The sequence below is a fragment of the Pseudonocardia benzenivorans CB1190 genome (assembly GCF_000196675.2).
In the GTDB taxonomy this organism is placed as follows: domain Bacteria; phylum Actinomycetota; class Actinomycetes; order Mycobacteriales; family Pseudonocardiaceae; genus Pseudonocardia; species Pseudonocardia benzenivorans.
Genome location: NC_015312.1, coordinates 1,450,525 through 1,474,248, shown reverse-complemented (window position 1 = coordinate 1,474,248; position 23,724 = coordinate 1,450,525). Strand labels below are relative to the sequence as shown.

Here is a 23,724-nt window from a genome sequence, read left to right as displayed (position 1 = left end):
ATCACGACTCCTTCCGAGCCCGACCACCCGAGGTACGACGAGCGGCGGGCTTGCGGGCCGCCGGCTTGCGCGCCGGCTTCTTCGCCTCGGCCGCGGCGGGCTTCTCGGCGGCCGCAGGGGCCTTCCGCGCGTTGGTGATGGGCGCCTCGGACGCCGCCTTGGCCTCCGCGGCAGCCTTCGCGGCCGCCTTGCGCAAGGCGGTGATGCTCTGCCCCGCGAGCGCCTTCGACGCCACCGAGTCGCCGATCTGGCGCGGGGTCATGTGTCCCCGACCACTCGGCGCCAGGTAGACCTGACCGTCGCTGCCCGTGCGGTACTCGAGGTTCGAGGCGACCCGGGCGAACCGGGTGCGGCCCCGCTGCCGGACGCCCTCCCACTTCTCGACCTTGACCGCGAGCTCACAGCACGTGCAGGTCAGCCGCCGGATGAACAGGCCGTCACGATCGACGTCGGTGAAATGGATCCCCGCCTGCCGAATCGTCGGGAACAGGTGCCGACCACGTTCGCGGCAGGCCAGCACCTCGTCGGAGACACGGTCGACGTAGAGGTCGACGTCCTCCTCCGAGGCCTTGACGTATCCGGTCTCCTGCTGCTGCTGCTCGCCCTGGATCGACAGGACTGACGACGCAGCGTCATCCGCCACCTGAATCTCCTTCTGTAGTCATGTGGGTGCCTGGTCGGCACCGTGTCCACCGGATCACATCACCATTGCGGTGTGTGCCGCCACCGATACGTGTCGCGCGACATCACGCAGTTCACGTGGCGCTGGCAACTCCCGGTCGGATCCGGTCCGGCTATCGACGATGTTCTCACGATCGAGGAGCGCTGCCGCGACCGGCGCGCGGTTCGGCCGCGAACAGTGTGGCCGCGGGTCGCCGCCGGGCGGTGGCACAGGTCGGCGAAAACGGGCGAACGCCGCCCACGGACGAGCGGCGGCCGCCCGGAACCCGTCCGGACGGCCGCCGCTCGCTCCTGGCGTCGCGCCAGGGGGCGTCTAGTGCCTCGTCAGGCAACGTTCGGTAGGTAATCGGGCCTGCGGATCCTGGACTCGGGAGCGAAGCGCTTCTTGGGTCGGGCGTGGCGGTTGGCCCAGCGGACGTAGCCGGCGATGGCGGCTTCCTGGGCGGTGTGGGAGGGGTAGTCGCTGCCGTCGAGGGTGAAGTAGCGCAGGGCGGTGAACTCGCTCTCGATCCAGTTCAGCCACGAGGCGTAGGTCGGGGTGAACACGAGCTCGACGTCGTGGTCGTTGCACCAGTCGGCGACTTCGGCCTTGCGGTGTGGGGAGAAGTTGTCGCAGATGATGTGCAGTCGCCCGCGGGGGAACCGGGTGCGGAGCTGGCGAAGGAACGCGAGGAACTCCTGCCAGCGTTTGCGGTCGCGCAGCCGGTAGAACAGCTGCCCGGAGGCCAGGTCGAGTCCGGCGAGCATGTGCCGGACCCCGCCGTAGCGGGTTGTAGGTTGCGGCGCAGCCGGGCCCGGGGCCTCGGGGTGGGGAACCAGCCACCGCCCGGGGCGGGGTTGCAGGTTCAGCGGCCCGAACTCGTCCACGCAGATCACCCTGGCGCCGCTGGTCAGTTGCCCGGCGGCGGAGCGGTCGTAGAGGTCGAGGATCCGGGCCATCTTCTGCGCGAACTGTGGATCGTTGCTGGCCTTCCAGGTCTTCGTGGCCTGCCAGCGCACCCCGGCGGCGCGCAGGACACGTCGGACGGTGTCGGTGCTGATCTCGACCCGGTGCCGCTCGCGCAGATGCTCGACCAGCTTGGACAGGCTCCATGTGGTGAACGGGAGTCCGACCTGCTGTGGAGGGGTCCGGGCGACCCGGCAGATCAACTCGCGGGTGTGGGGGCCGAACTTAGGAGGTCGGCCCCCGCTCCATTTTGGGTCCAGAGCCGCGAACCCCTTGTCGTTGAACGCGTGGATCACCTCCCGCGCGTACTGCGGGGTCGCGGCGAACATCGCTGCGGCCTCGGTTGCGGTGCGGCCTTGGACCGAGGCGAGCACGATCCCTGCCCGGCGCAGCCGGACCCGGTCCCGCGCGGTGCGGGTGATCTTTACCAGTCGTTGCGCCTCGGCCGGATCCAGATCCCGCACGAACACCTCAGGCTGCCGTGCCATCGCCCACCTCCGACGACAGCCTCTCAGCCGATCACCGCAGCCGGGTTACAACGCCAACGTTCTCGATCGAGGCACTAGCTCGTCTTCGCCGCGCACCGGGCGTCGGCGCTGGGCAACTGCAGGTTGACCAGGTAGTTCCCGACGACGTCGTCGACGCACTCGTTGCCCTGCAGGGCGGCGGTGTGCTTGGTGCCCTCGACGGTCAGCAGCCGCGCCCCGAGGGCCTTCGCCAGGTTCACCCCGCCCTGGTAGGGCGTGGACGGGTCGCCGGTCGTCGAGATGACGAGCGTCTGCGGCAGACCCGCCACCTGCGGGACGTGCGGTGCGGCCGGCTCCACGGGCAGGTAGGTGCACACCCCGGGCGAGGCCGGCGCGGGCCGGCCCGGGTCCTGGAACGGCGCGGCCTCGTTCACCCGGCGGGTCGCGTCGGCGATGACCGCGCGGTCGCTGATCCGGTCGCCGTCGGCGCAGTTGACGACGGACAGCGCCTCCTGGTCGTTGTCGTAGGTGCCGGCCGGGGTGCGGCCGTTGTACGCATCGGCCAGCGCCATCATCGCGGTGCCGTCGCCCGCCTTCAGGTCGGTGAGCGCCGCGGTCAGGCCCGGCCACTGCTCCGGGCTGTAGAGCGACGCGACGACGGCCGTCACGGCGTCGGAGAACGAGAGCGTCCGGCTGTCACCGCGCACCGGCGCGGGTTTGTCGATCAGCGGCCGGGCCAGCGCCTGGAACGCCTGCGTCGTCCGTGCGGGGTCGGTGCCCAGCGGGCAGTTTGCGGCTGCGGCACACGCGGCGGCGAAGGTGTCGAAGGCCTGCTGGAAGCCCGCCATCTGCGCGAAGCCCGAGGCGACGGGGTCCTCCATCGGGTCGATGGCACCGTCGAGGACCATGGCCCGGACGTTGCGCCCGAACAGCTCGGCGTAGGTCGTGCCGATCCGGGTGCCGTAGGAGAAGCCGAGGTAGGTCAGCTTCTCGTCGCCGAGGGCGGCCCGCAGGACGTCCATGTCGCGGGCGACGTCGCGGGTGCCGGAGTTGGCGATGACGTCCGCGCCGCCGGAGCGCTCGACGCACTCCGCCGCGGCCTTGCGGTTCTCCTCGTCGGCGTGCGCCACACCGGCGGGTGAGGTGTCGAAGAAGTTCTCGGCGCGGTTGCGGTCGCGCTCGCGGTCGGTCGCGCAGTCGATCGTCGGGGTGCTGGCCCCGACGCCGCGCGGGTCGAACCCGACGACGTCGAACGGGCCGCCGGCCAGTGCCGGACCGAGCTGGGCGGCGAGCGACATCCCGGACCCGCCCGGCCCACCCGGGTTGACGACGAGCGAGCCGATCTTGGCCCCGTCCGTCCGGTGGCGCAGGACGCCGACCTTCGCGGTGCGGCCGTCGGGCGCGGAGTAGTCGAGCGGGACGGTCAGCGTCGCGCAGTCGAGTCCGGCGCCGGAGTAGAGGGTGCGCTCGCTGTCGTCCTGGGCGAACGGGGCGCAGGGGCCCCAGCTGAGGTGCTGGCCGTAGTAGCGGGCCTGCGCGGTCGGGTCGGCGACCGCGGTGCTGCTGCCCGCCGCCGGACCGGCCTGGGCCGCGGCGATGCCCGCGACCTGCGTGGTGCAGGCCGTGAGCGCCGCCGTCGCGATCAGCGCCAGCGCGGCCACGGCCGCCCGGCGGGTCGTCGGTGTCATCGTGGTGGTCCTCCCCCGTCGGCCGCCTCGGCGACGGGACCGCCGGCGAGCGGACCGGCGGGCGGCGCACCCTCCGAGGATGACGAGCGCGCATCCGGTTCACGAGGGAGGGCGCACCCGGACCGGTGGGGGCCTGCCCCAATCGCAGAGGTAGGGACCGCCCTGGGGCGAGGGACTCGCCCGGGTCCACACGGGTCCGTCCCGGCCCGCACCGGCCCGGGACGGGCGCAGACCGGTGCGGGCCGGTGTCCGTCAGCCGCCGACCGCGGTGTCGACGTCGCGCCGTGCGCGGCCCAGGAACTCGTCGAGAAGCGGGGCCAGTGCCGCCGGCTGCTCGACGTGCGGCCAGTGCCCGGCGCCCTCGACGACCGCCACACGGACGTCGCGGAACCGTGGTGCGACCTCGGCGGCGACCAGGTCCTCGGTGCACAGCGGGTCGGCGGCACCGCGGACGACCAGGACGGGGCCGGGGTACGCGCTCTCCGCGCGCTCGCCGCTGGTGCCCAGGTTCCAGATGTCCACGACGGCCGCGGTCGTCGACGGCGGGATGCGCACCCCGTACTCGTTCAGCCGGGCCAGCTCGGCGTCGGGGAAGTTCGCGCTCAGTGCCCGACGGGTGCCCGTGAGGCCCTCCAGGTCGCCGCCCGGCGCGCGGAACGGGGCCACCGCCTCGTCCGGGAGCTGGGTGCCCCGCAACGGCATCGGGGTCAGCAGGACCAGCCCCGCGACGCGGTCGGAGCGTGCCGCGACCAGTTCGGCGACCTGCGCGCCCATGCTCTGGCCGACGAGCACGACCGGCCCCTCGATCCGGTCGACGACGGCGGAGACCTCGTCGACGTAGCCGTCGAGCGTGAACGGTCCGGGGTGCTCGGGGGCACCCGCCATCCCCGGCAGGTCGACGGTGACGGCGCGGTCCGCGGGCAGGTCGACCGCGTCGATCACCGGGGTCCACGTCGCGCCGTCGTCGAGAAAGCCGTGGACGAACACGATGTGCGGGGGCGGGACCATGGCGGAGCTCCTTCGGTGCTGAGGTCGCGCGGCCACCTCCGGACGCCGAGGTCGCACCCGCTGTCCGCAGCGCCGCAGAAGGGTTTGACAGAATCATTCTTATTATGCTTCTGTCAACGCCTGACCGCGACGGGCGCGGCCGAGGAGGCGACGTGGGTCTGGAGTCAGCACGGGGTCGGTACGAGGTCGTCCGCGAGACCGACGTCCCCATGACGACCCGCGACGGCAAGGTGCTGATCGCCGACGTGTACCGGCCGCAGCGCCCCGGCCCGCTGCCGGTCCTGCTGCGCCGCACCCCGTACGGCAAGCAGCTCAACGACCTCGCCGAGCCGTTCAACGAGGCGCACTACTACGCGTCGCACGGATACCTCACGGTCGTGCAGAACACCCGGGGCCGGTTCGGCTCCGAGGGCGCCTGGTACCCGTTCGCCTACGAGGGTCGCGACGGCTACGACGCCGTCGAGTGGGCGGCTACGCTGCCGGGGTCGAACGGTCGCGTCGGCACGTTCGGGCAGTCCTACGGCGCGGTCTCGCAGTACCTCGCCGCCGTGGAGCGCCCGCCGCACCTGGTCACGGCGGTCCCGCTCTCCGCGCAGGCGGCCGCGTACGAGAACTACTGGTACCACGACGGCGCCCTCGAGCTGTCGTGGGCGCTGAGCTACTTCATGAACATGGCCGACGACGTCCTGACCCGGCGGGGCGACACCGAGCGGCTCGCGGCGCTGGAGGCACTGAAGGCCGACCCGTCGATCCGCTTCGGCCCCCTCACCGACGACGCGCTGCGCCACCTGCCGCTGCGCGACTGGATCGACCGCTTCGGCGAGGGCGCGCCGTTCCTGGCCGACGTCCTGCACCACCGGACCGACGGCCCGTACTGGTGGGCGGTGGACCTGCGCCGCCGGCTGCACGACATCGACATCCCGATGCTGCACATCGGCTCCTGGTACGACATCGCCAACACCGACACCCCGCACTACTTCACCGGCATCTCGACGACCGGCCTGTCCGCGGCCACCCGCGAACGGCAGGCGCTGTTCATGGGCCCGTGGGCACACCTGCTGCCCTACAACCAGCCGACCTCGGGCGGCACCGGCGACATCGACTTCGGCCCCGAGGCCGCGCTCCCGCTGATCGAGGTGCAGCGCCGCTGGTTCGACCACATCCTCGCCGACGACCGGCCCGGCCTGCCGATGGCCAGGGTGACCCTGTTCGTGATGGGCGAGAACCGGTGGCGAGAGGTGGAGTCCTGGCCCCCCGCCGGCATCGTCGGGACGACGCTGTACCTGGGCGGCGACGGCACCGCGACGGCAGGCGGCACGCTCGGCGACACCCCGCCCACGGCCGACCCCACCGACACCTACGTCTACGACCCCGCCGACCCGGTGCCGACGGCGGGCGGCCGCTTCGTCGGCGGCGGCGTCGCCGACCAGCGGGTCAAGCAGGACCGCGCCGACGTCCTGGTCTACACCGGCGAGGTCCTCGACACGCAGCTCGACGTCGTCGGCGCCGTCGCCGTGCGGCTCTTCGCGGCCACCGACGCCCCCGACACCGACTTCGTCGCGGTGCTCAGCGACGTCCACCCGGACGGCTTCACGCAGAACCTTGCCGAGGGCCTCGTCCGGACCCGCTACCGCGACTCGTTCGACGAGCCCGGCCCGATCGAGCCCGGCACGGTCCACGAGCTGACGATCCGGCTCGGCAACCTCGCGCACGCGTTCCTGCCCGGCCACGCCGTCCGGCTGCACGTCACGTCGAGCGACTTCCCGCGCTGGGACCGCAACACCAACACCGGCGAACCGCTGGACACAGCGGTCGAGCTGCGCAAGGCGGTGCAGGCCGTCCACCACGACGCGCGGCACCCGTCGGCGCTCCTCCTGCCGCTCTCCCCGCGGCGCGAGGACAGCTAGTGCCTCGATCGAGAACGTTGGCGTTGTAACCCGGCTGCGGTGATCGGCTGAGAGGCTGTCGTCGGAGGTGGGCGATGGCACGGCAGCCTGAGGTGTTCGTGCGGGATCTGGATCCGGCCGAGGCGCAACGACTGGTAAAGATCACCCGCACCGCGCGGGACCGGGTCCGGCTGCGCCGGGCAGGGATCGTGCTCGCCTCGGTCCAAGGCCGCACCGCAACCGAGGCCGCAGCGATGTTCGCCGCGACCCCGCAGTACGCGCGGGAGGTGATCCACGCGTTCAACGACAAGGGGTTCGCGGCTCTGGACCCAAAATGGAGCGGGGGCCGACCTCCTAAGTTCGGCCCCCACACCCGCGAGTTGATCTGCCGGGTCGCCCGGACCCCTCCACAGCAGGTCGGACTCCCGTTCACCACATGGAGCCTGTCCAAGCTGGTCGAGCATCTGCGCGAGCGGCACCGGGTCGAGATCAGCACCGACACCGTCCGACGTGTCCTGCGCGCCGCCGGGGTGCGCTGGCAGGCCACGAAGACCTGGAAGGCCAGCAACGATCCACAGTTCGCGCAGAAGATGGCCCGGATCCTCGACCTCTACGACCGCTCCGCCGCCGGGCAACTGACCAGCGGCGCCAGGGTGATCTGCGTGGACGAGTTCGGGCCGCTGAACCTGCAACCCCGCCCCGGGCGTGGCTGGTTCCCCACCCGAGGCCCGGCCCGGCTGCGCGCAACCTACAACCGCTACGGCGGGGTCCGGCACATGCTCGCCGGACTCGACCTGGCCTCCGGGCAGCTGTTCTACCGGCTGCGCGACCGCAAACGCTGGCAGGAGTTCCTCGCGTTCCTTCGCCAGCTCCGCACCCGGTTCCCCCGCGGGCGACTGCACATCATCTGCGACAACTTCTCCCCACACCGCAAGGCCGAAGTCGCCGACTGGTGCAACGACCACGACGTCGAGCTCGTGTTCACCCCGACCTACGCCTCGTGGCTGAACTGGATCGAGAGCGAGTTCACCGCCCTGCGCTACTTCACCCTCGACGGCAGCGACTACCCCTCCCACACCGCCCAGGAAGCCGCCATCGCCGGCTACGTCCGCTGGGCCAACCGCCACGCCCGACCCAAGAAGCGCTTCGCTCCCGAGTCCAGGATCCGCAGGCCCGATTACCTACCGAACGTTGCCTGACGAGGCACTAGGACCGACCTTCCGCCTGCGCGAGCAGGCCGTCGACGAAGGCCCGCACCGCGTCGGGATAGGTGTCCCGTGCGGAGAGCCCCGGCCAGCGGTCGCCGATCGCGGCCAGCCGCGGCAGCGCCGCCGCGTCGATGCCGGCGAGGAACCCGTCGCGACGTTCGTCCGCGCCCCGCGCCCCACCCGACCGGGCGCGGACGAGGATCTCGCCGACCGTGAAGTACCAGATGTTGCGGAACAGGTCGACGGCTTCCTCCTGCGAGCAACCGTGCTCGGCCGCCGCGGCGAGGATCGCCTCCACCTGGACGAGCGCGGAGTCGCCGAGTCCGGTGAGGAACCCGTCGACGGTGAGGACCTCCGCCGCCCACGGCCACGCGCCGAGCGTGTCGTGGATCGCGACCCACCCCGCGACGATGCGCTCGCGCGGCTCCCCCGCCGCCGGCGGCCGGGGGATCCGGTCCGCGTACTCGTTGAGCAGCAACAGGAGCAGGTCCTCCTTGTCGCGCACGTGGTGGTAGAGCGTCGTGGCGCCGATCCCCATCTCCGCGGCGAGCCGGCGGACGGTCAGCTTCTCCCAGCCGTCCCGGTCGATGAGCCGCCTGGCCGCGACCAGGATGTCCGCGCGGGACGTGACCGGCGGCCGGCCGGTGCGGCCGCGCGGAGCGTCGGTGGGAGGCATCGGCCCATCATGCTGGCCGTCCCGCGCCGCCGCGAACCCGGATTCCGGTCGCGTCCCGATCCTCGCAATGCTACTTTCGGAACATGTTCCAAAACAACTCCGTCCTTGTTCCGACCACCCTCGCCGACGCCGTGATCCACCTCCACGGCGACGGTGCCGCCGAGGCCGCTGCCCGGCGTGGCGGCACCGCCCCGGGGCGCTGGACCGTCGCCGCGGTGCGTGCCCGGAGCGACGCGGACCTGCACTCCGACGTGTGGGAGCGCCACGCCGACGGCGACGAGGTGCTGTGCGCGATGTCGGGCGGGTTCGACGTCCATGTCCGCGCCGCCGACGGTGGCCGCGAGACCGTCGTCGCGCTGACCGCGCCCGGCTCCGCCGTCGTCGTCCCCGCGGCCACCTGGCACCGGGTGAGCGTGCGCGACCCCGGCGACCTGCTGGCCGTCACCCGCCGCAGCGGCACGACCCACGAGCACGTCCGCGAACCAGGACGGCCCCGATGACCGCGGGCGCGGCGACGCGCGACGGCGTCGGCTCCCGGGCCGCGGGCCGCGCGGGGCGGACGCTCGCCGCGGTGTCGGTCGTGCAGTTCACGGTGTCGCTGGACCTGTCGGTGGTCAACGTCGGGCTCCCCCGGATCGCGGACGGGCTCGGGTTCGACCCGGTCGGCCTGACCTGGGTGGTCCACGCCTACGCGCTCACCTTCGGCGGGCTGCTCCTGATGGGCGGCACCCTCGCCGACCGCTGGGGACGACGGCGCGTCCTGCGTGCGGGACTCGTGCTGTTCGGCGTGGCCGCACTGCTCGGTGGGCTCGCGCAGGCTCCCTGGGAGCTCGTCGCCGCCCGCGCCCTCCAGGGGGTCGGTGCCGCCGCGATGGCACCCGCGGCGCTCGCCGCGTTGAGCGCGACGTTCCCGTCGGGCCGGGCGCGCGTGCGGGCCTTCGGCGTCTGGAGCGCGGTGAACGCGGCGGGCGGCGCCGTCGGCGTCCTGGCAGGCGGGCTGCTCACCCAGTACGCGGGCTGGCGCTGGGTGATGGAGGTGAACGTGCCGATGGTCGCCGTCGCGCTCGTCCTGGCGTGGGGCGCGGACGGGGACCCCGGCCGGGTCGACGGCGTTCCCGGACCGGCCGACGGCGCCCCCGCCCGAGGCGGCCGTCCCGACGTCCGGGGTGCGGTCCTGGCCACCGCCGGCCTGTCACTGCTGGTGTTCGGCGTCGTCCGCACCGAGGCCCTCGGCTGGGCGTCGGCGACCACACTCGCGACACTCGCCGGAGCTGCCGCGCTGCTCGTGGCGTTCGTGCACGTCGAACGCACGACGCGCACGCCGCTGCTGCCGCCCGGCCTGCTCGCCGGCCGTTCCGTCGCCGGGGCCGATGTCTACAACCTGCTCGTGGGTGCCGCGATGGCGTCGGCGTTCTACCTCGTGTCGCTCTACCTGCAGCGCGTCGTCGGGGCCGGTCCCGCCCTGACCGGGGTGGAGTTCGTGCCGTTCGCGTCGGGCGTCGTCGTCGGGTCGGTCGCGGCCGTACGGCTCGGCCGCCGGTTCGCCCCCCGGACGCTGCTCGTGGCCGGTGGGCTGCTGACCGCGGCCGGGTTCGCCTGGTTCGGCCGAATCTCCCCCGACGGCGGGTTCACCACCGACGTGCTGGGTCCCTCGATCGTCGCGAGCATCGGCTTCGGGCTCTGCCTCGGTCCGGTCGTCTCGACCGCGACCGCCGGCGTCGGACCGCGGGCGGCCGGCGTCGCGTCCGGGCTGCTCACCAGCTCACGCCAGATCGGCGCCTCGCTCGGGCTGGCGGTCGTCGGGACGCTGGCGCAGGCCCGAACCGGGCCCCGCTCGACGCCCGCCGCCCTGACCGACGGTTACGCGCTGGGCCTGACGGTCGCCGCGGCGCTGCTGGTCGGCGCGGTCGTCGTCGCCCTGACCGTCCTGCCGCGAACCGGCCCCGCACCGGGCCACGACACCGTCGGGACCGGCGGCGCCGGCCCCTGAGCACGACCGCACGCCCGTCCGCGACGCGGTCCCCGCGGCGCGGGCGGGCCCGGGCGTCCCGGTGGCGTCGGCACCGTGCGCCGGACGGCCTTGCGCGGCCGCACATCTTTTCGGCACCGTCACGGAATCGGCGGCCCGAACGAGATCCTCGGGGACGCACCCTTCTCCACGACGGATCGGAGCTCCGGACGATGGCGATGGCAGCACCCGTGGGCAGCTCGGCCGCGCGCTCGAAGTGGCTCGCGCTGACGGCGATGATGTTCGCCGTCGCGATGACGTTCATCGACCAGACGATCGTCGCCATCGCGGCGCCGAACATCCAGTCCGAGCTCTCGCTGTCCAGCAGTGGCGTCACGTGGACCGTCAACAGCTACCTCCTCGCACTCGCCGCGGGCTTCGCCCTGGGCGGGCGGCTCGCCGACGTCCTGGGGTCGCGCCGCATCGTGCTCATCGGCATCGTCGGCTTCGCGGTGTCGTCGACGTTGTGCGGGTTCACGCCGAAGGGCTCGTTCGCCGAGACCTGGATGATCGTCTTCCGGGCGACCCAGGGGCTGTCCGCGGCGCTGATGATCCCCGCCGCGCTGGCGGTCGTCGTGGCGGCGTTCCCGCTGCGCGAGCGGGGCAAGGCACTCGCCATCTTCTTCGGCGTGAGTGGCGGCCTGACCGCCATCGGCCCGATCGCGGGCGGCTACCTCACGCAGTGGACGTGGCGGGCGATCTTCTGGATCAACATCCCGGTCGCCGTCGTCGCGCTGGTGCTCACACTGGCCGCCGGCATCGTCCCCGTGGTGCGCCGCGAGCCGATCGACTGGCGCGGGGCGGCGGTCGTCGCCATCGGGATGGCGCTGTCGGTGCTGGGCTTCGAGCAGGCGCGCAGCTGGGGCTGGGACAGCCCGCTGACCTGGGTCTGCATCGTGGGTGGGCTGCTGGCGCTCGGCCTGTTCGTCGTGCTCGAGCTGCGCACGCCGGTGCCGCTGATCAAGGTGCGGATCTTCCGGGAGCGTGCGTTCCTCTCCGACAACCTCGTGCTGTTCTTCTCGATGATCGCGTTCGTCCCGGTGTTCTTCTTCGCGAGTGTGTACTCGCAGGTCTCGCTGGGCTACGGCGCCAGCAACGCGGGGCTCTACCTGCTGGTGTTCTTCGCGGGGTTCGCCCCCGCCGCCCAGGTCGGCGGGCGAATCCTCGACAGCCGCGGCGCGAAGCCGGCCGTCGTGGCGGGCTGCGTGGTCGCGACGGTCGGGTTCCTGTGCTGGGCCTGGAAGGTCACCGACCTCAGCCTCGGGGCGCAGTGGTGGTGCATCGTCGTGGCCGGCGCGGGCATCGGCCTGCTCCTCGGCCCCGCGAGCACGGATGCGACGAACCGCGCGATCGACGCGTCGTACGGCGAGGTCACCGGCGTCACCCAGACCGTCCGGAACTACGGCTCGGCGCTCGGCCTCGCGGTACTGGGGACGGTGCTGGGCAACGTGTTCGTGAGCCGGCTGGAGACCTCGCTGGGCGCCTTCGGCGTCCCGCCGGCGACGGCGGCGCGCCTCGCGTCCTCGGGGACGGGGGGCGGTGGCGGCGACCTGGCGGGTGTCCCGGCCGCGCTGCGGCAGCAGATCGAGGCGGCCGTCGCCGCGGACTTCGCCGTCGCGACCAGGGCGGTGCTGATCGGGATGGCGATCGCGCTGGCGGTGTCGCTGGTCGCGGCGCTGCTGCACCCGGGTGGGCAGGTCACCGAGGAGACGACGTCGTCGCCGGCGGGGATCGCCGACGACGACGCGGACACCCCCGCCCAGGCGGGCTGACGCCCTGCCGCGGTGCGGCCGGGTCAGGGAGTGCCGATCTCCAGCAGCTCCACGCCGGGGCCCTCGGGGTGGGCCACGAACACCCACGACAGGTGGCCGCTGACACGGGGTGCCGACACGAGGTCGAAGCCCGCCGCAGCGAGCTCGTCGCACGCCTTCTGCATGTCGGCCACCTCGCAGCAGAGGTGGACCCGACCGGGGGCGTTGGCCGGCGTCCGGCCCGGGGCCGCCACGCCGACCACGTCGACGTGGACGCCGTGTCCCGCGACCGCACCGTCGCCGTCGCGGTCGAACCCGAGCGCGTCGAGCAGGCGAACCGTCCGCTCCGGCGCGGCGCTGGTGAGGAAGAGCCCGCGCTCCGCCGTGCCGAACGTGACCGGCCGCCCGTCCGGGTCCTGACCGGCCCCCGGCCGTCCGATCGGGACGCTGCCGAACCCGGGGTCCGTGGCCGACACCCGCCGGGGTGCCGGTGGGTCGAACTCGACCAGCTCCAGCGTCAGCGTCGGCCCGATCAGGAACGCGATCTCCAGGCTCGCGGCGTCCAGGCCGTTGCCGACCGCGCCGTCCGGTCCGGTGAGCGAGATGCGGTCGGCCGGCTGGTAGCCGGCGGACGCGTAGAACGCGGACGCCGTGGCGAGGTCGCCGACCGTCAGGCCCAGATGATGGACCCCGCGGACGTCGATCACGACGACGTCGGGACCGGCCGGAACGCGCCGCGGTCGTTGTGCAGCCAGGGCTGCGACGTCGGGCTCGGCGACGGCTCGAGGAGCTCGACGATGTAGTGGGTCACCGGTGCCTCGCCGAGGTTCCTGAGCCGGTGCGGCGGCAGCGGGCCTCCGCTGCCCACCGTGCGGTACAGGACGAACCCCGGCTCGGTGTCCTGCACGATGCCCCAGTCGTCGTCCCCCAGCTCCTGGCCGCGCATCGTCGCGGTCTGCGCGTAGAGGATGACGTGGTCGTTGTGGTGCTCGTGGAACTCGCAGTGCTCCCCGGGCTGCAGGATCATCTCCCAGACCCGGACCCGGTCGTTCTCGAACAGCACGGTCGAACCGATCGCGCTGCTGTAGGGACTGCCGCTCATTCGTTCACTCCCTCGACTCCGTGCGGACGTTCTTGTCCTGCCCTGCGGTCGCGCCCGACGGCACGTCACCGCGACCTGGCGAAGTTGCGCGCCATCCACTCCGCGCGGGCCGCCGGCGCCCGGCGCGACACCTCCGCCTCGGTGCGACGATCTCGACGCAGTGGTAGCCACCGGGCCGGACGTGCAGCTCGGCGTCCCCACCCTCCGGCCAGATCCGCCCCGCGTGCTCGACGACCTCGTCCCGGAACGTCCCCACCGCGCCCACGTTCGGGTACGCCGGCGCCAACCCGGGCGAAGTCCCCCGCCCGCGCCCGCGCTGTGCCCGGCAGAGGACTGCTGGGCCGGACTCGGGGCGAGGTCGAGCCCGAACACCGGGCTGCCCATGAGCGTTCCCACGGGCGACGTCCCTTCCGTTCGAGGGTGCGGCGCCGTGCCGGGTCTCAGGATCCGGCGGCGGCGACGGCGACTGCCCCGGCGCGGTCCCTGTCCAGATCGAGCTCGAAGAGGCGGATCGCGTTGCCGCGCACGATCTGGTAGGTCGTCTCCTCGTCGATGCCCTCGAACTGCGAGGCCAGGTGCTCGTAGGTGTGCGGGTAGGGGCCGTCGGCGTGCGGGAAGTCGACCTCGAACATGAGCCGGTCGATCCCGATCTCCCGGGCGTTCTTGATCGCGTGCCGGTCCGCGAACACGCAGCCGTACATGTTGCGCCGGACGTAGGTCGACGGGAGCTCCTGGAGCTTGTGCTCGCCGAGTGCCCACGTGTGGTGCTTGTAGGCGTGGTCCATCCGCTCCAGCGCGTACGGCATCCAGCCGGCCTGGCCCTCGGAGTACGCCAGCTTGAGGGCCGGGAACCGGTCGAGGACCCCGGAGAACACGAAGTCGGCCATCGACGACAACGAGTTCGTGAACTGCAGGATCGGCACCACCACGGTCGCGGAGTCCGGGGGCGGCGTCATCATCAGCGACGCCGACCCGATGTGCATGCACACCACGGTCCCGGTCTCCTCGCACGCGGCGAAGAACGGGTCCCAGTTGCAATGGTGGATGTTGTCGAACCCGAGATGACCCACGATCTCGCTGAAGGTCACGGCCCGCACGCCGCGCGCCGCGTTGCGCCGGATCTCGGCCGCGGCAAGCTCGGCGTCCCACAGGGGCACGACCTGCACCGGGACCAGGCGGCCGCCGGAGTCCCGCACCACTCCTCGACCATCCAGTCGTTGTACGCGCGCACGCAGGCCAGGCCGAGCTCGCGGTCCCCGGGGAACTGCTCGCTGAACGCCTGTCCGCAGAACCGCGGGAACGACGGGAATCCCAGCGAGGCCTCGACATGCTGGGAGTCCATCACCTTGAGCCGTTCCTCCGGCACGTAGCAGGCGGGGTCCATCTGGTCGTAGGTGACCGGCTCCTTGTCGCGCAGCTCCGCGGAGGTCTCCACGTCCTTGAGGATCAGGACGGGCCGGCGGGGCACGTACATCGAGTTGCCGTAGATCCAGACGTCACCGGGAAGGCCTTCGCCCTCGGCGGCCTCGGTGTCGTGGTACGCGTCGGTCGTCATGTCGATCCACCGACGTTCCACCCGCGGCGCGCGGTCGTGGAACTTCGTCGGCAACCACGTCTCGAACAGGTTGCGGGGCTCGACCACGTGGTCGTCCACACTGATGATCTTCGGCAGGTTCCGTTCTGACACCGGACGACCTTTCGTCAGTCAACCCGAGGGTTCATTGATGGGAATTTGTCAACGCCGGATCGGATCCATGCGGTTCCGGTCAGTGCCGGCCCGCGGCCGTCGTCGGTTCGCTCCTGCGCCGGCGCGCCGGGGACCCGCCGGCGACGTACTCGACCTTGAGCTGCGTGAACTCCTCGTAGCCCCACCGCCCGTTCTCGGTCCCGACGCCACTCCACTTCGCGCCGGCGAACGGGATGTGGGGTGCCAGCGCGATGTGCGCGTTGACCCACGAGGTTCCGCAGTCGAGCCGGCCGGCGATCCGCGCGGCCCGCTCGACGTCCTCGCCCCACACCGAGCCCGCGAGCCCGAAGTGCGACGCGTTCGCCCGCTCCACGACGGTGTCGACATCGTCGTAGGCGACCACGGGGAGCGCCGGGCCGAACTGCTCCTCGTCGACGACCGGCATGCCGTCCTCCGCGCCCGCCAGCACGGTCGGCGCGAAGAAGTAGCCGTCGCGGGCCAGCCGGGACCCACCCGCCGCGGCGACGGCGCCACGGCTCAGCGCGTCCGACACGAGCGCGGCCACCCGGTCCAGCTGTGGACGGTTGTTGACCGGCCCGAGCAGGGTCTCCGGGTCCCGCCCGTCACCGGTCCGCGCCGTGACCGCCTCGTGCGCCAGCGCGTCGACCAGGTCCGCGTACAGCCGTCGCGGCGCGTAGATCCGCTTGACGGCGACGCAGACCTGCCCGCTGTTGGCGAACGCCGTGCGGAACAGCTTCGGTGCGATCTCGGCGACGTCGACGTCGTCGAGGACGATCGCGGGGTCGTTGCCGCCGAGCTCGAGGGTCACCCGTTTGAGGTCGTCCGCCGCGGCGGACAGGACCTTCCGGCCGGTCGCGGTCGACCCGGTGAAGCTGATCTTCCGCGGGGCCGGGTGCCGGGTCAGCCGGGCGCCGAGCGCGTCACCGCCGCTGACGACGCCGAGCACGCCGTCGGGGAGGACACCGCGCAGCAGCTCGCCGATGCGCAGGGTGGTCAGCGGGGTGTACGGCGACGGCTTCACGACGACCGTGTTGCCCGCGGCCAGCGCCGGGGCGATCTTCCAGAAGGCCAGGCTGACGGGGAAGTTCCACGGGGTGATGGCTGCGACGACACCGAGCGGCCGGCGGAGCACCTCCGCGAACGCCACGTCGTCGTCCTGGACGACCTCGCGGTTCGGCGTGAACCCGGCGAAGTGGCGCAGCCAGCGGACCGCCGAGCCGATCTCGGCGCGTGCCTGTGCGAGCGGCTTGCCCTGCTCCGCGGTGAGGACGGCGGCGAGTTCGGCCGTCTGACGCTCGAGCGCGTCGGCTGCGGCGGCGAGCGCCTTCCCGCGGCGCTCCGGCGCGAGGCCGCTCCAGCCACGCAACGCCGTCGAGGCGGCCGCGAACGCCGCGTCCAGCTGCTCGGGTGAGCACTCGGGCGCGCGGCCGCAGACCTGCTCGGTCGCCGGGTCGATCACGTCGAAGTGCTGCGCCGACTCGACTCCACGACCGTCGATCGTCATCGTGAACCGCCTCATCGAGCTCCCTCTCCCCTGCACTTCTTCGCATCCGGACGTCGTGCCCGCCGGTCGGGACCGGCATCGGTCGACATCCGCCGGTACCGGTGTCCGACGTGGAAAGCTCGCGTCGCGTGGTCCGTCGCCTCGCGCCGCGGGTCGGCTCCGCAACCGCGCGGTGGTCGCGCCCGAGATGTGCCGGGTGCTCCCGCACCCGGCTCGCGCGTCCTGGGTAAACGTTTAAGGTCGGAGACTAGGCGCGCCCCGCCTGCAGGTCAAGGGTCGCCCGGCAGCTCCATCGCGCCGCCGCGGTCGGCCGCCGTACGGAGCGCCACCGCCATGATGGATCCAATATTGCCGTCGCTGAATCCATGCGCTACCGTCGCCGTCCGGCATCCGACCCGACGATCACGAATGGCGCGTCGAGCGGTCGGGGCGATCCACGGATTGCCCACAGGAATCGTTGGAGGCTGTAACTCGTGGCATTTTACGACTACATCATCGTGGGCGCGGGAGCGGCCGGCTGTGTTCTCGCCGATCGGTTGACCGAAGACCCCTCGGTCGAGGTCCTCCTGGTGGAGTACGGCGGCCATGGCCGCAACCCGATGCTGCACGTTCCGAAGGGATTCTATTTCACGCTGCAGAGCAGCCGTTACTGCTACCACTACCCGACGCAGCCCGTCGGCCCTGGTCAGAACGGCGAGTCCTGGACCCGCGGAAAGGTGCGCGGCGGTTCCACCGCCGTGAACGGAATGATGTACATCCGCGGTGCGCAGCCGGACTACGACGCCATCACCCGGCGCGGAAACACCGGCTGGGGATGGGACGAAATGCTGCCCGTTTTCACGGCGATGGAAGACCACGGACTCGGCGCATCCGATGTCCGCGGCGTCGGTGGCCCGGTGGGCGTGACGATCGGCGATCGGAGTGAGCTCGTCTGTGACGCCATCGTCGGTGCCGCGGAGAAAATGGGACTCCGGTACACCCGGGATTTCAACGAGGACGACAGCGAACGGATCGGGTTCACCCCGTCCACGATCAAGAACGGGATCCGGGTCAGCGCGGCGACCGCGTTCCTCCGGCCCGCCGCGAAGCGGCCGAACCTCACCGTGCTCACCGGTACGCGCGTGGGATACCTGCTCTTCGACGGACGCCGCGTCGTCGGCGTCCGTGCCCGGGGCCGGTCCGGCTACCGCGACCACATCGTGCGGCGCGAGGTCATCGTGTCCGCGGGGACGATCGAGACCCCCTTGCTCCTGGAGCGCTCGGGCATCGGTCGCGCCGAGACGCTGGCGGCCGCGGGCGTCGCGCTGCGCGTGGAGAGCCCGAACGTGGGCGAGCGGGTGATCGAGCAGCGCGGCGTGAAGCTGCAGGTGCGGCTGAAGGGCCGGATCGGCCGGACCCACGAGCTCAACAGCGTGCCGAAGCAGGCCCTGCAGGGCGCCCGGTACCTCCTCACCCGGGGCGGGCCCATCGCCACGGCCGGGTACGACCTGGTCTGCGCGTTCAGGACCGCGCCGGACCTGGACCGCCCGGACGTCCAGGGGATCTGGATGCCGATGGCGCTCGACACCGCCGCGGACAGGATGAAGCTGGCGAGCTACGCCGGAGCGACGTTCGTCGGGTACCCGATCCGGCCCACCACACGGAGCTCGATCCACCTCGGCGGTCCGCTCCCGGAGGACCGGCCCGTCATCCGACCGCGATACGTCGAGACCGACGAGGACCGAGCGGCGACGGCACGGATCCTGGACTGGGGACGGGAGATGGTCGCGCAGGACCCGCTCGCCGAACTGATCGAGGGTGAGGACCAGCCGGGGCCGGCGGTCTCGACCGCCGAGCAGGTCGTCCGGCTGGCGCAGGACAGCCCGCTCGGCATCTACCACGCGATCGGTTCCGCGGCCATGGGCCCGGACCCGGACGACGTCGTGGACGACCGCCTGCGGCTGCGCGGCGTCGAGGGCCTGCGGATCGTCGATGCCTCCGTGTTCGCCGCCCAGCCCGCCGGGAACACGGCGGCCCCGACGATGGCGTTGGCCTGGCGCGCCGCCGACCTGATCCGCCAGGAGGCGTGAGCCACCGGCGGCCGGCCTGCGCTCCGGCCGCCGGCGTGCCCGAGCGCCGCCCGGCCGCACCCCCCGCACGACGCGGCCCCCTGGTCCGCACCGAGGACCAGGGGGCCGTCGTGGTCGTGCCCGGACGCTACGCCGCGCCCAGCACGACGACGTCGCCGATCTGCGCCACGACCGCGGTCTCGGCGCCCTCGACCTGGTTGGCCGCGCTGGTCCCGCGCAGCTGGCGCACCGCCTGCACCACCCGTTGGATGCGTTGCGACTCACCGGTGTGCGAGTGCGACATCGTGCCCCCGTCGGTCACCACCGGGTACCGCCCGCCCACCTCGATCGCACCGTTCGCGACGAGGTCCGCCCCCTCGCCGACGTCGCAGTACCGGAGCGCCTCGAAGTAACGGATGATCTCCCACGAGAAGTTGTCGTAGAACTCGTAGACGTCGATGTCCTCGCGCTCCAGCCCCGCCCGTGCGAACGCCGCGTCGGCGGCCTTACGGCCCCACATCGCCGTCTGGTCGTACGTCGGCGGGTGGGTGTAGGAGGGGCCCCAGCTGTCCCAGCCGCCGCCCAGCACGCGGACCCCCCGGTTCGGCAGGTCCCGGGCGCGCTCGGCGCTCGTGAGCACGAGAGCCGAACCGCCCTCGCCCGTGGTGCAGCAGTCGAGCAGGTGGTACGGGTCGGCGATCATGCGGGAGGCGAGGATGTCCTCGGTCGTGAACGGACCGCGACCGTAGTAGACGGCCTCCGGGTTCCGCGAACCGTTGTTGCGGATCACGCTCGCCACGTAGGAGATCTGTTCCTGCGTCACCGAGAACCGGTGCATGTACTCGCGGGCCGCCAGCGCGAACTCGGCCGGCGTCATCAGGCCCCAGCACTCGACGAACTCGTTCTCCGGCCGGGTCCACGGCGCGACCGAGTCCTTGTCGGTGTGCACCTGCGCCTGGCCGCTGGCGATCACGACCGTGGTGCACATCCCCGCCTCGATCGCGAGCGCGGCCTCGGCCACCGACGCCGGTCCGGGGGCGGCGGTGCCGACCCAGAACGTCGGGATGCCTAACGCGTAGCCGAAGGCGTCGGACCCGTTGCGGTATTGCAGCCCGGGCAGCACGTTGAGCCCGTCGACGTCGCTCAACCCGAGCCCGGCGTCGGCCAGCGCGCCCTGGACGGCCTTGAGCGTGATGCTGTAGGAAGTCTCGCCCGGGAGCACCCGCGCCTGCTTGGTGTTGTACGCGCCGACGATCGTCGCCGTGCCCGGGGAGATCACGAGGCCACCACCGTGAAGCACGGCAGCGTGACGTCCGGCGCGACGTCGCGGAACGCGACGTGCACCTTGGCGCCGACCTGGATCTCCGCCGGCTCGCTGTCGACGATGTTCGTCAGCATCTCGTAGCCCTCCGTCAGTGCGACGACCGCCACCACATAGGGCACCTCGAACGCCGGGGTCTGCGGCCGCCAGATGGTGGTGTAGGTGACGATGACCCCCTCACCTCCCGACTCGACCCAGTCGAGGTCGCAGCTGAGGCAGGTCCGGCAGAAGTCCTGCGGGGTGAACGTGTGCGCCGCGCACGCGCGGCAGCGCTGGACGAGCAGCACCCCCCGGCGACAGCCGTCCCAGAACGGGCGGGTGGTCGCACTCGCACGCGGTGTCGGTCTGGCCACGCCGGCCCCTGGTTCCATGCCCCCACCCTAGATTAATGTATACATATTGGTCAATATTGGATCCATACCATCCGCCCAGGAACTAGACGAGTAAGTCCTAACGGCGTGCCGGCCCGGGACGTGGCAGGAGGGTGTTGAAGATCAGTTTGTGACGACCGACCTCAACACCCTCCTGACCGCACTCTACGTCAAGATCGACGACTGGCTGGGCAAACGCACCCGCCCGGGCAGGCCACCGAAGCTCTCCGACGCCGAGCTGCTCACCCTGGCCGTGGCGCAGGTGCTGCTGGGAGTCCGCTCCGAGGCCCGTTGGCTACGGTTCGTGCCCCGGGCGCTACCAGCCGCGTTCGCGTACCTGCCGGGCCAGTCCGGCTACAACAAGCGGCTGCGCTCGGCGGTGTCACTGATCAAGCGGGTCATCCGCGAGCTGGCCGGCGACACCGACCTGTGGGCCGACCCCGTCTGGGTCGTGGACTCCACCCCGGTCGAGTGCGCCCGTTCCCGGCCCACCGCGAAACGCTCGAACCTGGCCGGGTGGGCCGGCTACAGCTACTGCCCGTCGCACTCGCGGTGGTTCTGGGGGCTGCGCCTGCACCTAGTCTGCACCCCGGCCGGACTGCCAATCACCTGGGCATTGGCCGACCCGAAGCTCGACGAACGCCAGGTCCTGATGGCCGTGCTCGACCACGACCCCACCCTCCACCACCGACCGGCCCGGCCTGACCATCATCGCCGACAAGGGCTACGTCTCCCGCGAACTCGACACCTACCTGGCCGAGCGTGGCGTGGTGCTGCTGCGGCCCTCCTACCGCAACCGCACCCCACGCCCGGGCGAACACCTGCTCAAACCGATCCGCCAGCTCATCGAGTCGGTCAACGACACCCTCAAGGGCCAACTCGATCTCGAGCTGCACGGCGGACGCAGCATCGACGGCGTCAGCGCCCGGATCGGGCAGCGCCTGCTCGCCCTGACCGCCGCGATCTGGCACAACCGCGCCACCGGACAGCCCATCACCCGATCCTTGATCGCCTACGACCACTGACCGGGTTCGGACTTACTCGTCTAGGTCCCGCCCGGGCCGCTGATCATGATCGGCCGCCCCAGCGCGCCGACGCCGAGCTTGTGCTGGAGGTCGTCGGTCTTCCACGCCATCACGACGCCCCCGATCAGGTCGCGGAAGATGCGCTCCAGCGTCCGGGACTTCACGTACCCGTGCGCCCCACAGGTCTTCATCGCGCCGAGGGCGACCTCCTCGGACATCCGGCGCAGGTGGTACAGGGTCCGCACGTGGTCGCGGCCCATCAGCTCGTCGTCCTCGTAATCGTCGAGCCGATCCACCATGTCGCGCAGCAGCGCCCGGCCGGTGCCGAGCCAGTGGTCCATGCTCCCGATGGCGGCCTGCGCCCACGGCTCGTCGGCCCGGTAGGACGCCTTCACCGACTCCAGCGAGCTGCTGGCCATGTATCCGTAGCGCCGCTTCGCGTGGTCGACCGTGAAGTCGAAGGCCGCCCGCGACAGGCCGACCCAGATGGCCCCGATGCCGAACGTGTTGTACGCGGTGTCGATCGGGCGCCGGAACTGGAACGTCTTCATCTGGCCGACGAGGCAGTCGTCCTTCACCACGGCGAGGTCCCGGCACTCGAGATCACTGCTGCCCGTGGCGCGCATGCCCATCGCGTTCCAGTTGTGGTGGTTGATCAGCCCTGGTTCGCCCATCCGACCCACGGTCAGGACATACGTCGGATCGTCCGGATCGCTGCCCTCGAGGATCGCGCCGAGCATGGCGTAGCCGGCCGCCTCGCTCATCGACGCGTATCCGCTGCGCCCGTTGAACACGTAGACGTCGCCCTCGTCGCGGCAGACCACCCCGGACTTGCGGGAGTCCAGCCCCTCGGAGGATATCGAGAAGCCGCCGCAGATCGTCGCCTCGTGCCGCGCGATCGCCGCGCACGCCTCGTCCCTGCGGGGAAAGGACGGCATCTGGGCCAGCCCGCGGGCACCACCCCAATGCATGTTGATCGCCAGCGCCGTCGAGGCGTCCCGGTAGGCCAGCTCCTCCATGACACGCACGGCCGCGGAGAGCGAAGCACCGGAGGACCCCAGGGCAGGGTCGATCGGCATGCCCGTCACACCGATCTCCTGCATCAGCCGCAGGTTCTCGACGGCGAGCGCGCCGTCCCGGTCCGCCACCCGCGCCCGCTCCGCGAAGTCGTCGGCCGCGGCGCACTCGCGGACACGCTCGACGATCGCGTCCTCCAGCGCCCGAAGCTCCGCGGGCGGCCTCCCGCGGACACCGGCAATCGGCGCCGGCCCCTCCGCAGCGAGCGAGGGCAGGTCATCGAGATCGGTCATCTGTCCCGTCCTTCACAGGTATCGGCCGAACAGCAAAGGGCATGGCGGATCAGAGTTCCGCGAGCTCGCGGACCCGCTCCAGCGAGCGCAGGGTCTCCTCGGGGGACGGCGCCGGGGCCAGGATGTTCTCCATCTGCCGTCCCGCCCACTCCTCCCGCGGCAACGGCTTGCCGTCATGGTTGTGCAACATCACCACCAGCCGATCCGCCCCCGCCTCCCCGAACTCCCGCTGGAAGCGCGGACTCGGATCATGCACACTCACCGAGATCTCGATCTCCGCCGGATCCCGCCCGATCCGCTCACACTCAGCCGTGATCGCCGCCCGCGCCCCCGCCACCTCCTCCGGCGTCACCACCGTCAGATAGATCCCGTCCGCCACCGCCGCCACCCGCCGCGCCGACACCGGCGTCGGCCGCGCCCCCAACACCACCGGCGGATGCGGCCGCTGCACCGGCAGCGGGTCGCAGATGACCTCGGGGAACCTGACCAGGTCGCCGTCGTAGGCGCCGCGGCCGTTCGTCCACAGCAGCTTCATCGCCTCGATGGACTCGATCGTCAGCTTCCACGGGGTGGCGTGGTGCGGCGTGAACACCTCGGTGAGCTCGGGGACGTACCCGGTGCCGGCGCCGAAGATCACCCGTCCGCCGGAGAAGAGGTCCAGGCTGCTGACGAGCTTGGCCAGCATGAGCGGGTTCCGCTCCGGCACCAGGCAGACCCCGGTCACGAGCCGGAGGGCGGTCGTGGCCGTCGCCATCACGCTGAGCGAGACGAACGGGTCGACCATCTGCCCGTAGACGTCGGGGAACCGCCCTCCGGGTAGCGGCAGCGGCGTCGCGGGGGCGACCGGGACGGCGGCGTGGTCCGGCGCCCAGTAGGAGTCGAACCCGGCGTCCTCGATCGCCTTGCCGAGGGTCACCGGATCGATGCCGTACGCGGTGACGTAGGCCTGGATTCCGATCTTCATGTCTGTCCTCTGTTCACGATGGACGGGCCTCGCCTTGTGCACGACGAGGCTC

General features: G+C 72.0%; 20 protein-coding genes and 1 pseudogene. 7 read left to right on the top strand and 14 right to left on the bottom strand.

Features of this window, described 5'->3' with window-relative positions; translation table 11 throughout:
- Position 1: 1 nt before the first annotated feature.
- The 4 genes from PSED_RS07120 to PSED_RS07105 form a co-directional block, all read right to left on the bottom strand.
- Positions 2–643 (bottom strand): hypothetical protein, encoded by a 642-nt coding sequence (locus tag PSED_RS07120; protein ID WP_013673574.1) that lies wholly within the window; start codon positions 641–643, stop codon positions 2–4.
- A 362-nt stretch (positions 644–1,005) separates the two neighbouring features.
- Complete coding sequence (locus PSED_RS07115) at positions 1,006–2,115, bottom strand: IS630 family transposase (protein ID WP_013673573.1); 1,110 nt, start codon at positions 2,113–2,115, stop codon at positions 1,006–1,008.
- A gap of 74 nt (positions 2,116–2,189) precedes the next feature.
- Positions 2,190–3,782, bottom strand: a complete 1,593-nt coding sequence (locus tag PSED_RS07110; protein WP_013673572.1) for an alpha/beta hydrolase — start codon at positions 3,780–3,782, stop codon at positions 2,190–2,192.
- A gap of 252 nt (positions 3,783–4,034) precedes the next feature.
- Positions 4,035–4,790 (bottom strand): alpha/beta fold hydrolase, encoded by a 756-nt coding sequence (locus tag PSED_RS07105; RefSeq protein WP_013673571.1) that lies wholly within the window; start codon positions 4,788–4,790, stop codon positions 4,035–4,037.
- 152 nt (positions 4,791–4,942) lie between these two features.
- On the opposite strand from PSED_RS07105, the gene PSED_RS07100 reads away from it, so the two are divergent.
- Positions 4,943–6,697, top strand: coding sequence for a CocE/NonD family hydrolase (locus tag PSED_RS07100; RefSeq protein WP_013673570.1), 1,755 nt, complete (start codon positions 4,943–4,945; stop codon positions 6,695–6,697).
- Positions 6,698–6,771: 74 nt separating this feature from the next.
- Entirely contained in the window at positions 6,772–7,875 is a 1,104-nt protein-coding gene (locus PSED_RS07095; protein ID WP_013673569.1) for an IS630 family transposase, read from the top strand.
- Positions 7,876–7,882: 7 nt separating this feature from the next.
- Here the strand turns inward: PSED_RS07095 and PSED_RS07090 are convergent, their stop codons facing one another.
- Entirely contained in the window at positions 7,883–8,560 is a 678-nt protein-coding gene (locus PSED_RS07090; protein ID WP_013673568.1) for a TetR/AcrR family transcriptional regulator, read from the bottom strand.
- Positions 8,561–8,643: 83 nt separating this feature from the next.
- Between PSED_RS07090 and PSED_RS07085 the strand changes: the two genes are divergently transcribed.
- The 3 genes from PSED_RS07085 (at position 8,644) to PSED_RS07075 (ending at position 12,340) form a co-directional block, all read left to right on the top strand.
- Complete coding sequence (locus PSED_RS07085) at positions 8,644–9,060, top strand: cupin domain-containing protein (protein ID WP_013673567.1); 417 nt, start codon at positions 8,644–8,646, stop codon at positions 9,058–9,060.
- Entirely contained in the window at positions 9,057–10,550 is a 1,494-nt protein-coding gene (locus tag PSED_RS07080; RefSeq protein WP_013673566.1) for an MFS transporter, read from the top strand. The genes PSED_RS07085 and PSED_RS07080 overlap by 4 nt, the downstream gene beginning before the upstream one ends.
- Before the next feature lie 197 nt (positions 10,551–10,747).
- Entirely contained in the window at positions 10,748–12,340 is a 1,593-nt protein-coding gene (locus PSED_RS07075) for an MFS transporter (protein ID WP_041760624.1), read from the top strand.
- Positions 12,341–12,363: 23 nt separating this feature from the next.
- Here the strand turns inward: PSED_RS07075 and PSED_RS07070 are convergent, their stop codons facing one another.
- From PSED_RS07070 to PSED_RS07050, 5 genes are all read right to left on the bottom strand, one after another.
- On the bottom strand, positions 12,364–13,026 hold the full coding sequence (locus PSED_RS07070) for a VOC family protein (protein WP_013673564.1): 663 nt from the start codon (positions 13,024–13,026) through the stop codon (positions 12,364–12,366).
- The gene (locus PSED_RS07065) at positions 13,023–13,421 is read right to left on the bottom strand and encodes a cupin domain-containing protein (RefSeq protein WP_013673563.1); all 399 of its coding nucleotides are present in this window, start codon (positions 13,419–13,421) and stop codon (positions 13,023–13,025) included. The genes PSED_RS07070 and PSED_RS07065 overlap by 4 nt, the downstream gene beginning before the upstream one ends.
- A 440-nt stretch (positions 13,422–13,861) precedes the next feature.
- On the bottom strand, positions 13,862–14,587 hold the full coding sequence (locus PSED_RS07060) for an amidohydrolase family protein (protein WP_233899336.1): 726 nt from the start codon (positions 14,585–14,587) through the stop codon (positions 13,862–13,864).
- Positions 14,506–15,108 carry a hypothetical protein gene (locus PSED_RS07055; RefSeq protein WP_202946356.1) on the bottom strand — a complete coding sequence of 201 codons (603 nt, stop codon included), beginning with the start codon at positions 15,106–15,108 and terminating at the stop codon, positions 14,506–14,508. Before PSED_RS07055 ends, PSED_RS07060 begins: the two co-directional genes overlap by 82 nt.
- A 79-nt stretch (positions 15,109–15,187) precedes the next feature.
- Positions 15,188–16,648, bottom strand: a complete 1,461-nt coding sequence (locus PSED_RS07050) for an aldehyde dehydrogenase family protein (protein ID WP_013673562.1) — start codon at positions 16,646–16,648, stop codon at positions 15,188–15,190.
- A 458-nt stretch (positions 16,649–17,106) separates the two neighbouring features.
- On the opposite strand from PSED_RS07050, the gene PSED_RS07045 reads away from it, so the two are divergent.
- Positions 17,107–18,702, top strand: a complete 1,596-nt coding sequence (locus tag PSED_RS07045; protein WP_013673561.1) for a GMC family oxidoreductase — start codon at positions 17,107–17,109, stop codon at positions 18,700–18,702.
- A 127-nt stretch (positions 18,703–18,829) separates the two neighbouring features.
- On the opposite strand, the gene PSED_RS07040 is transcribed toward PSED_RS07045, so the two are convergent.
- Together PSED_RS07040 and PSED_RS07035 are read right to left on the bottom strand one after the other, a co-directional pair.
- Entirely contained in the window at positions 18,830–19,960 is a 1,131-nt protein-coding gene (locus PSED_RS07040) for a thiolase family protein (protein ID WP_013673560.1), read from the bottom strand.
- Complete coding sequence (locus tag PSED_RS07035; RefSeq protein WP_013673559.1) at positions 19,957–20,373, bottom strand: Zn-ribbon domain-containing OB-fold protein; 417 nt, start codon at positions 20,371–20,373, stop codon at positions 19,957–19,959. Before PSED_RS07035 ends, PSED_RS07040 begins: the two co-directional genes overlap by 4 nt.
- Positions 20,374–20,503: 130 nt before the next feature.
- Between PSED_RS07035 and PSED_RS07030 the strand changes: the two are divergent.
- A pseudogene (locus PSED_RS07030) lies at positions 20,504–21,398 on the top strand (IS982 family transposase).
- 20 nt (positions 21,399–21,418) lie between these two features.
- On the opposite strand, the gene PSED_RS07025 reads toward PSED_RS07030, so the two are convergent.
- Complete coding sequence (locus PSED_RS07025; RefSeq protein ID WP_013673558.1) at positions 21,419–22,708, bottom strand: acyl-CoA dehydrogenase family protein; 1,290 nt, start codon at positions 22,706–22,708, stop codon at positions 21,419–21,421.
- A 49-nt stretch (positions 22,709–22,757) separates the two neighbouring features.
- Entirely contained in the window at positions 22,758–23,672 is a 915-nt protein-coding gene (locus PSED_RS07020) for a TIGR03619 family F420-dependent LLM class oxidoreductase (protein ID WP_013673557.1), read from the bottom strand.
- Positions 23,673–23,724 lie beyond the last annotated feature (52 nt).

Excerpts from the sequence above, each read along its gene's own strand:
- PSED_RS07080 (WP_013673566.1), top strand. The coding sequence starts at position 9,057 with ATGACCGCGGGCGCGGCGACGCGCGACGGCGTCGGCTCCCGGGCCGCG.
- PSED_RS07035 (WP_013673559.1), bottom strand. The coding sequence starts at position 20,373 with ATGGAACCAGGGGCCGGCGTGGCCAGACCGACACCGCGTGCGAGTGCG.
- PSED_RS07085 (WP_013673567.1), top strand. The coding sequence starts at position 8,644 with ATGTTCCAAAACAACTCCGTCCTTGTTCCGACCACCCTCGCCGACGCC.
- PSED_RS07065 (WP_013673563.1), bottom strand. The coding sequence starts at position 13,421 with ATGAGCGGCAGTCCCTACAGCAGCGCGATCGGTTCGACCGTGCTGTTC.
- PSED_RS07020 (WP_013673557.1), bottom strand. The coding sequence starts at position 23,672 with ATGAAGATCGGAATCCAGGCCTACGTCACCGCGTACGGCATCGATCCG.
- PSED_RS07110 (WP_013673572.1), bottom strand. The coding sequence starts at position 3,782 with ATGACACCGACGACCCGCCGGGCGGCCGTGGCCGCGCTGGCGCTGATC.
- PSED_RS07090 (WP_013673568.1), bottom strand. The coding sequence starts at position 8,560 with ATGCCTCCCACCGACGCTCCGCGCGGCCGCACCGGCCGGCCGCCGGTC.
- PSED_RS07095 (WP_013673569.1), top strand. The coding sequence starts at position 6,772 with ATGGCACGGCAGCCTGAGGTGTTCGTGCGGGATCTGGATCCGGCCGAG.
- PSED_RS07105 (WP_013673571.1), bottom strand. The coding sequence starts at position 4,790 with ATGGTCCCGCCCCCGCACATCGTGTTCGTCCACGGCTTTCTCGACGAC.
- PSED_RS07075 (WP_041760624.1), top strand. The coding sequence starts at position 10,748 with ATGGCAGCACCCGTGGGCAGCTCGGCCGCGCGCTCGAAGTGGCTCGCG.
- PSED_RS07025 (WP_013673558.1), bottom strand. The coding sequence starts at position 22,708 with ATGACCGATCTCGATGACCTGCCCTCGCTCGCTGCGGAGGGGCCGGCG.
- PSED_RS07115 (WP_013673573.1), bottom strand. The coding sequence starts at position 2,115 with ATGGCACGGCAGCCTGAGGTGTTCGTGCGGGATCTGGATCCGGCCGAG.
- PSED_RS07050 (WP_013673562.1), bottom strand. The coding sequence starts at position 16,648 with ATGAGGCGGTTCACGATGACGATCGACGGTCGTGGAGTCGAGTCGGCG.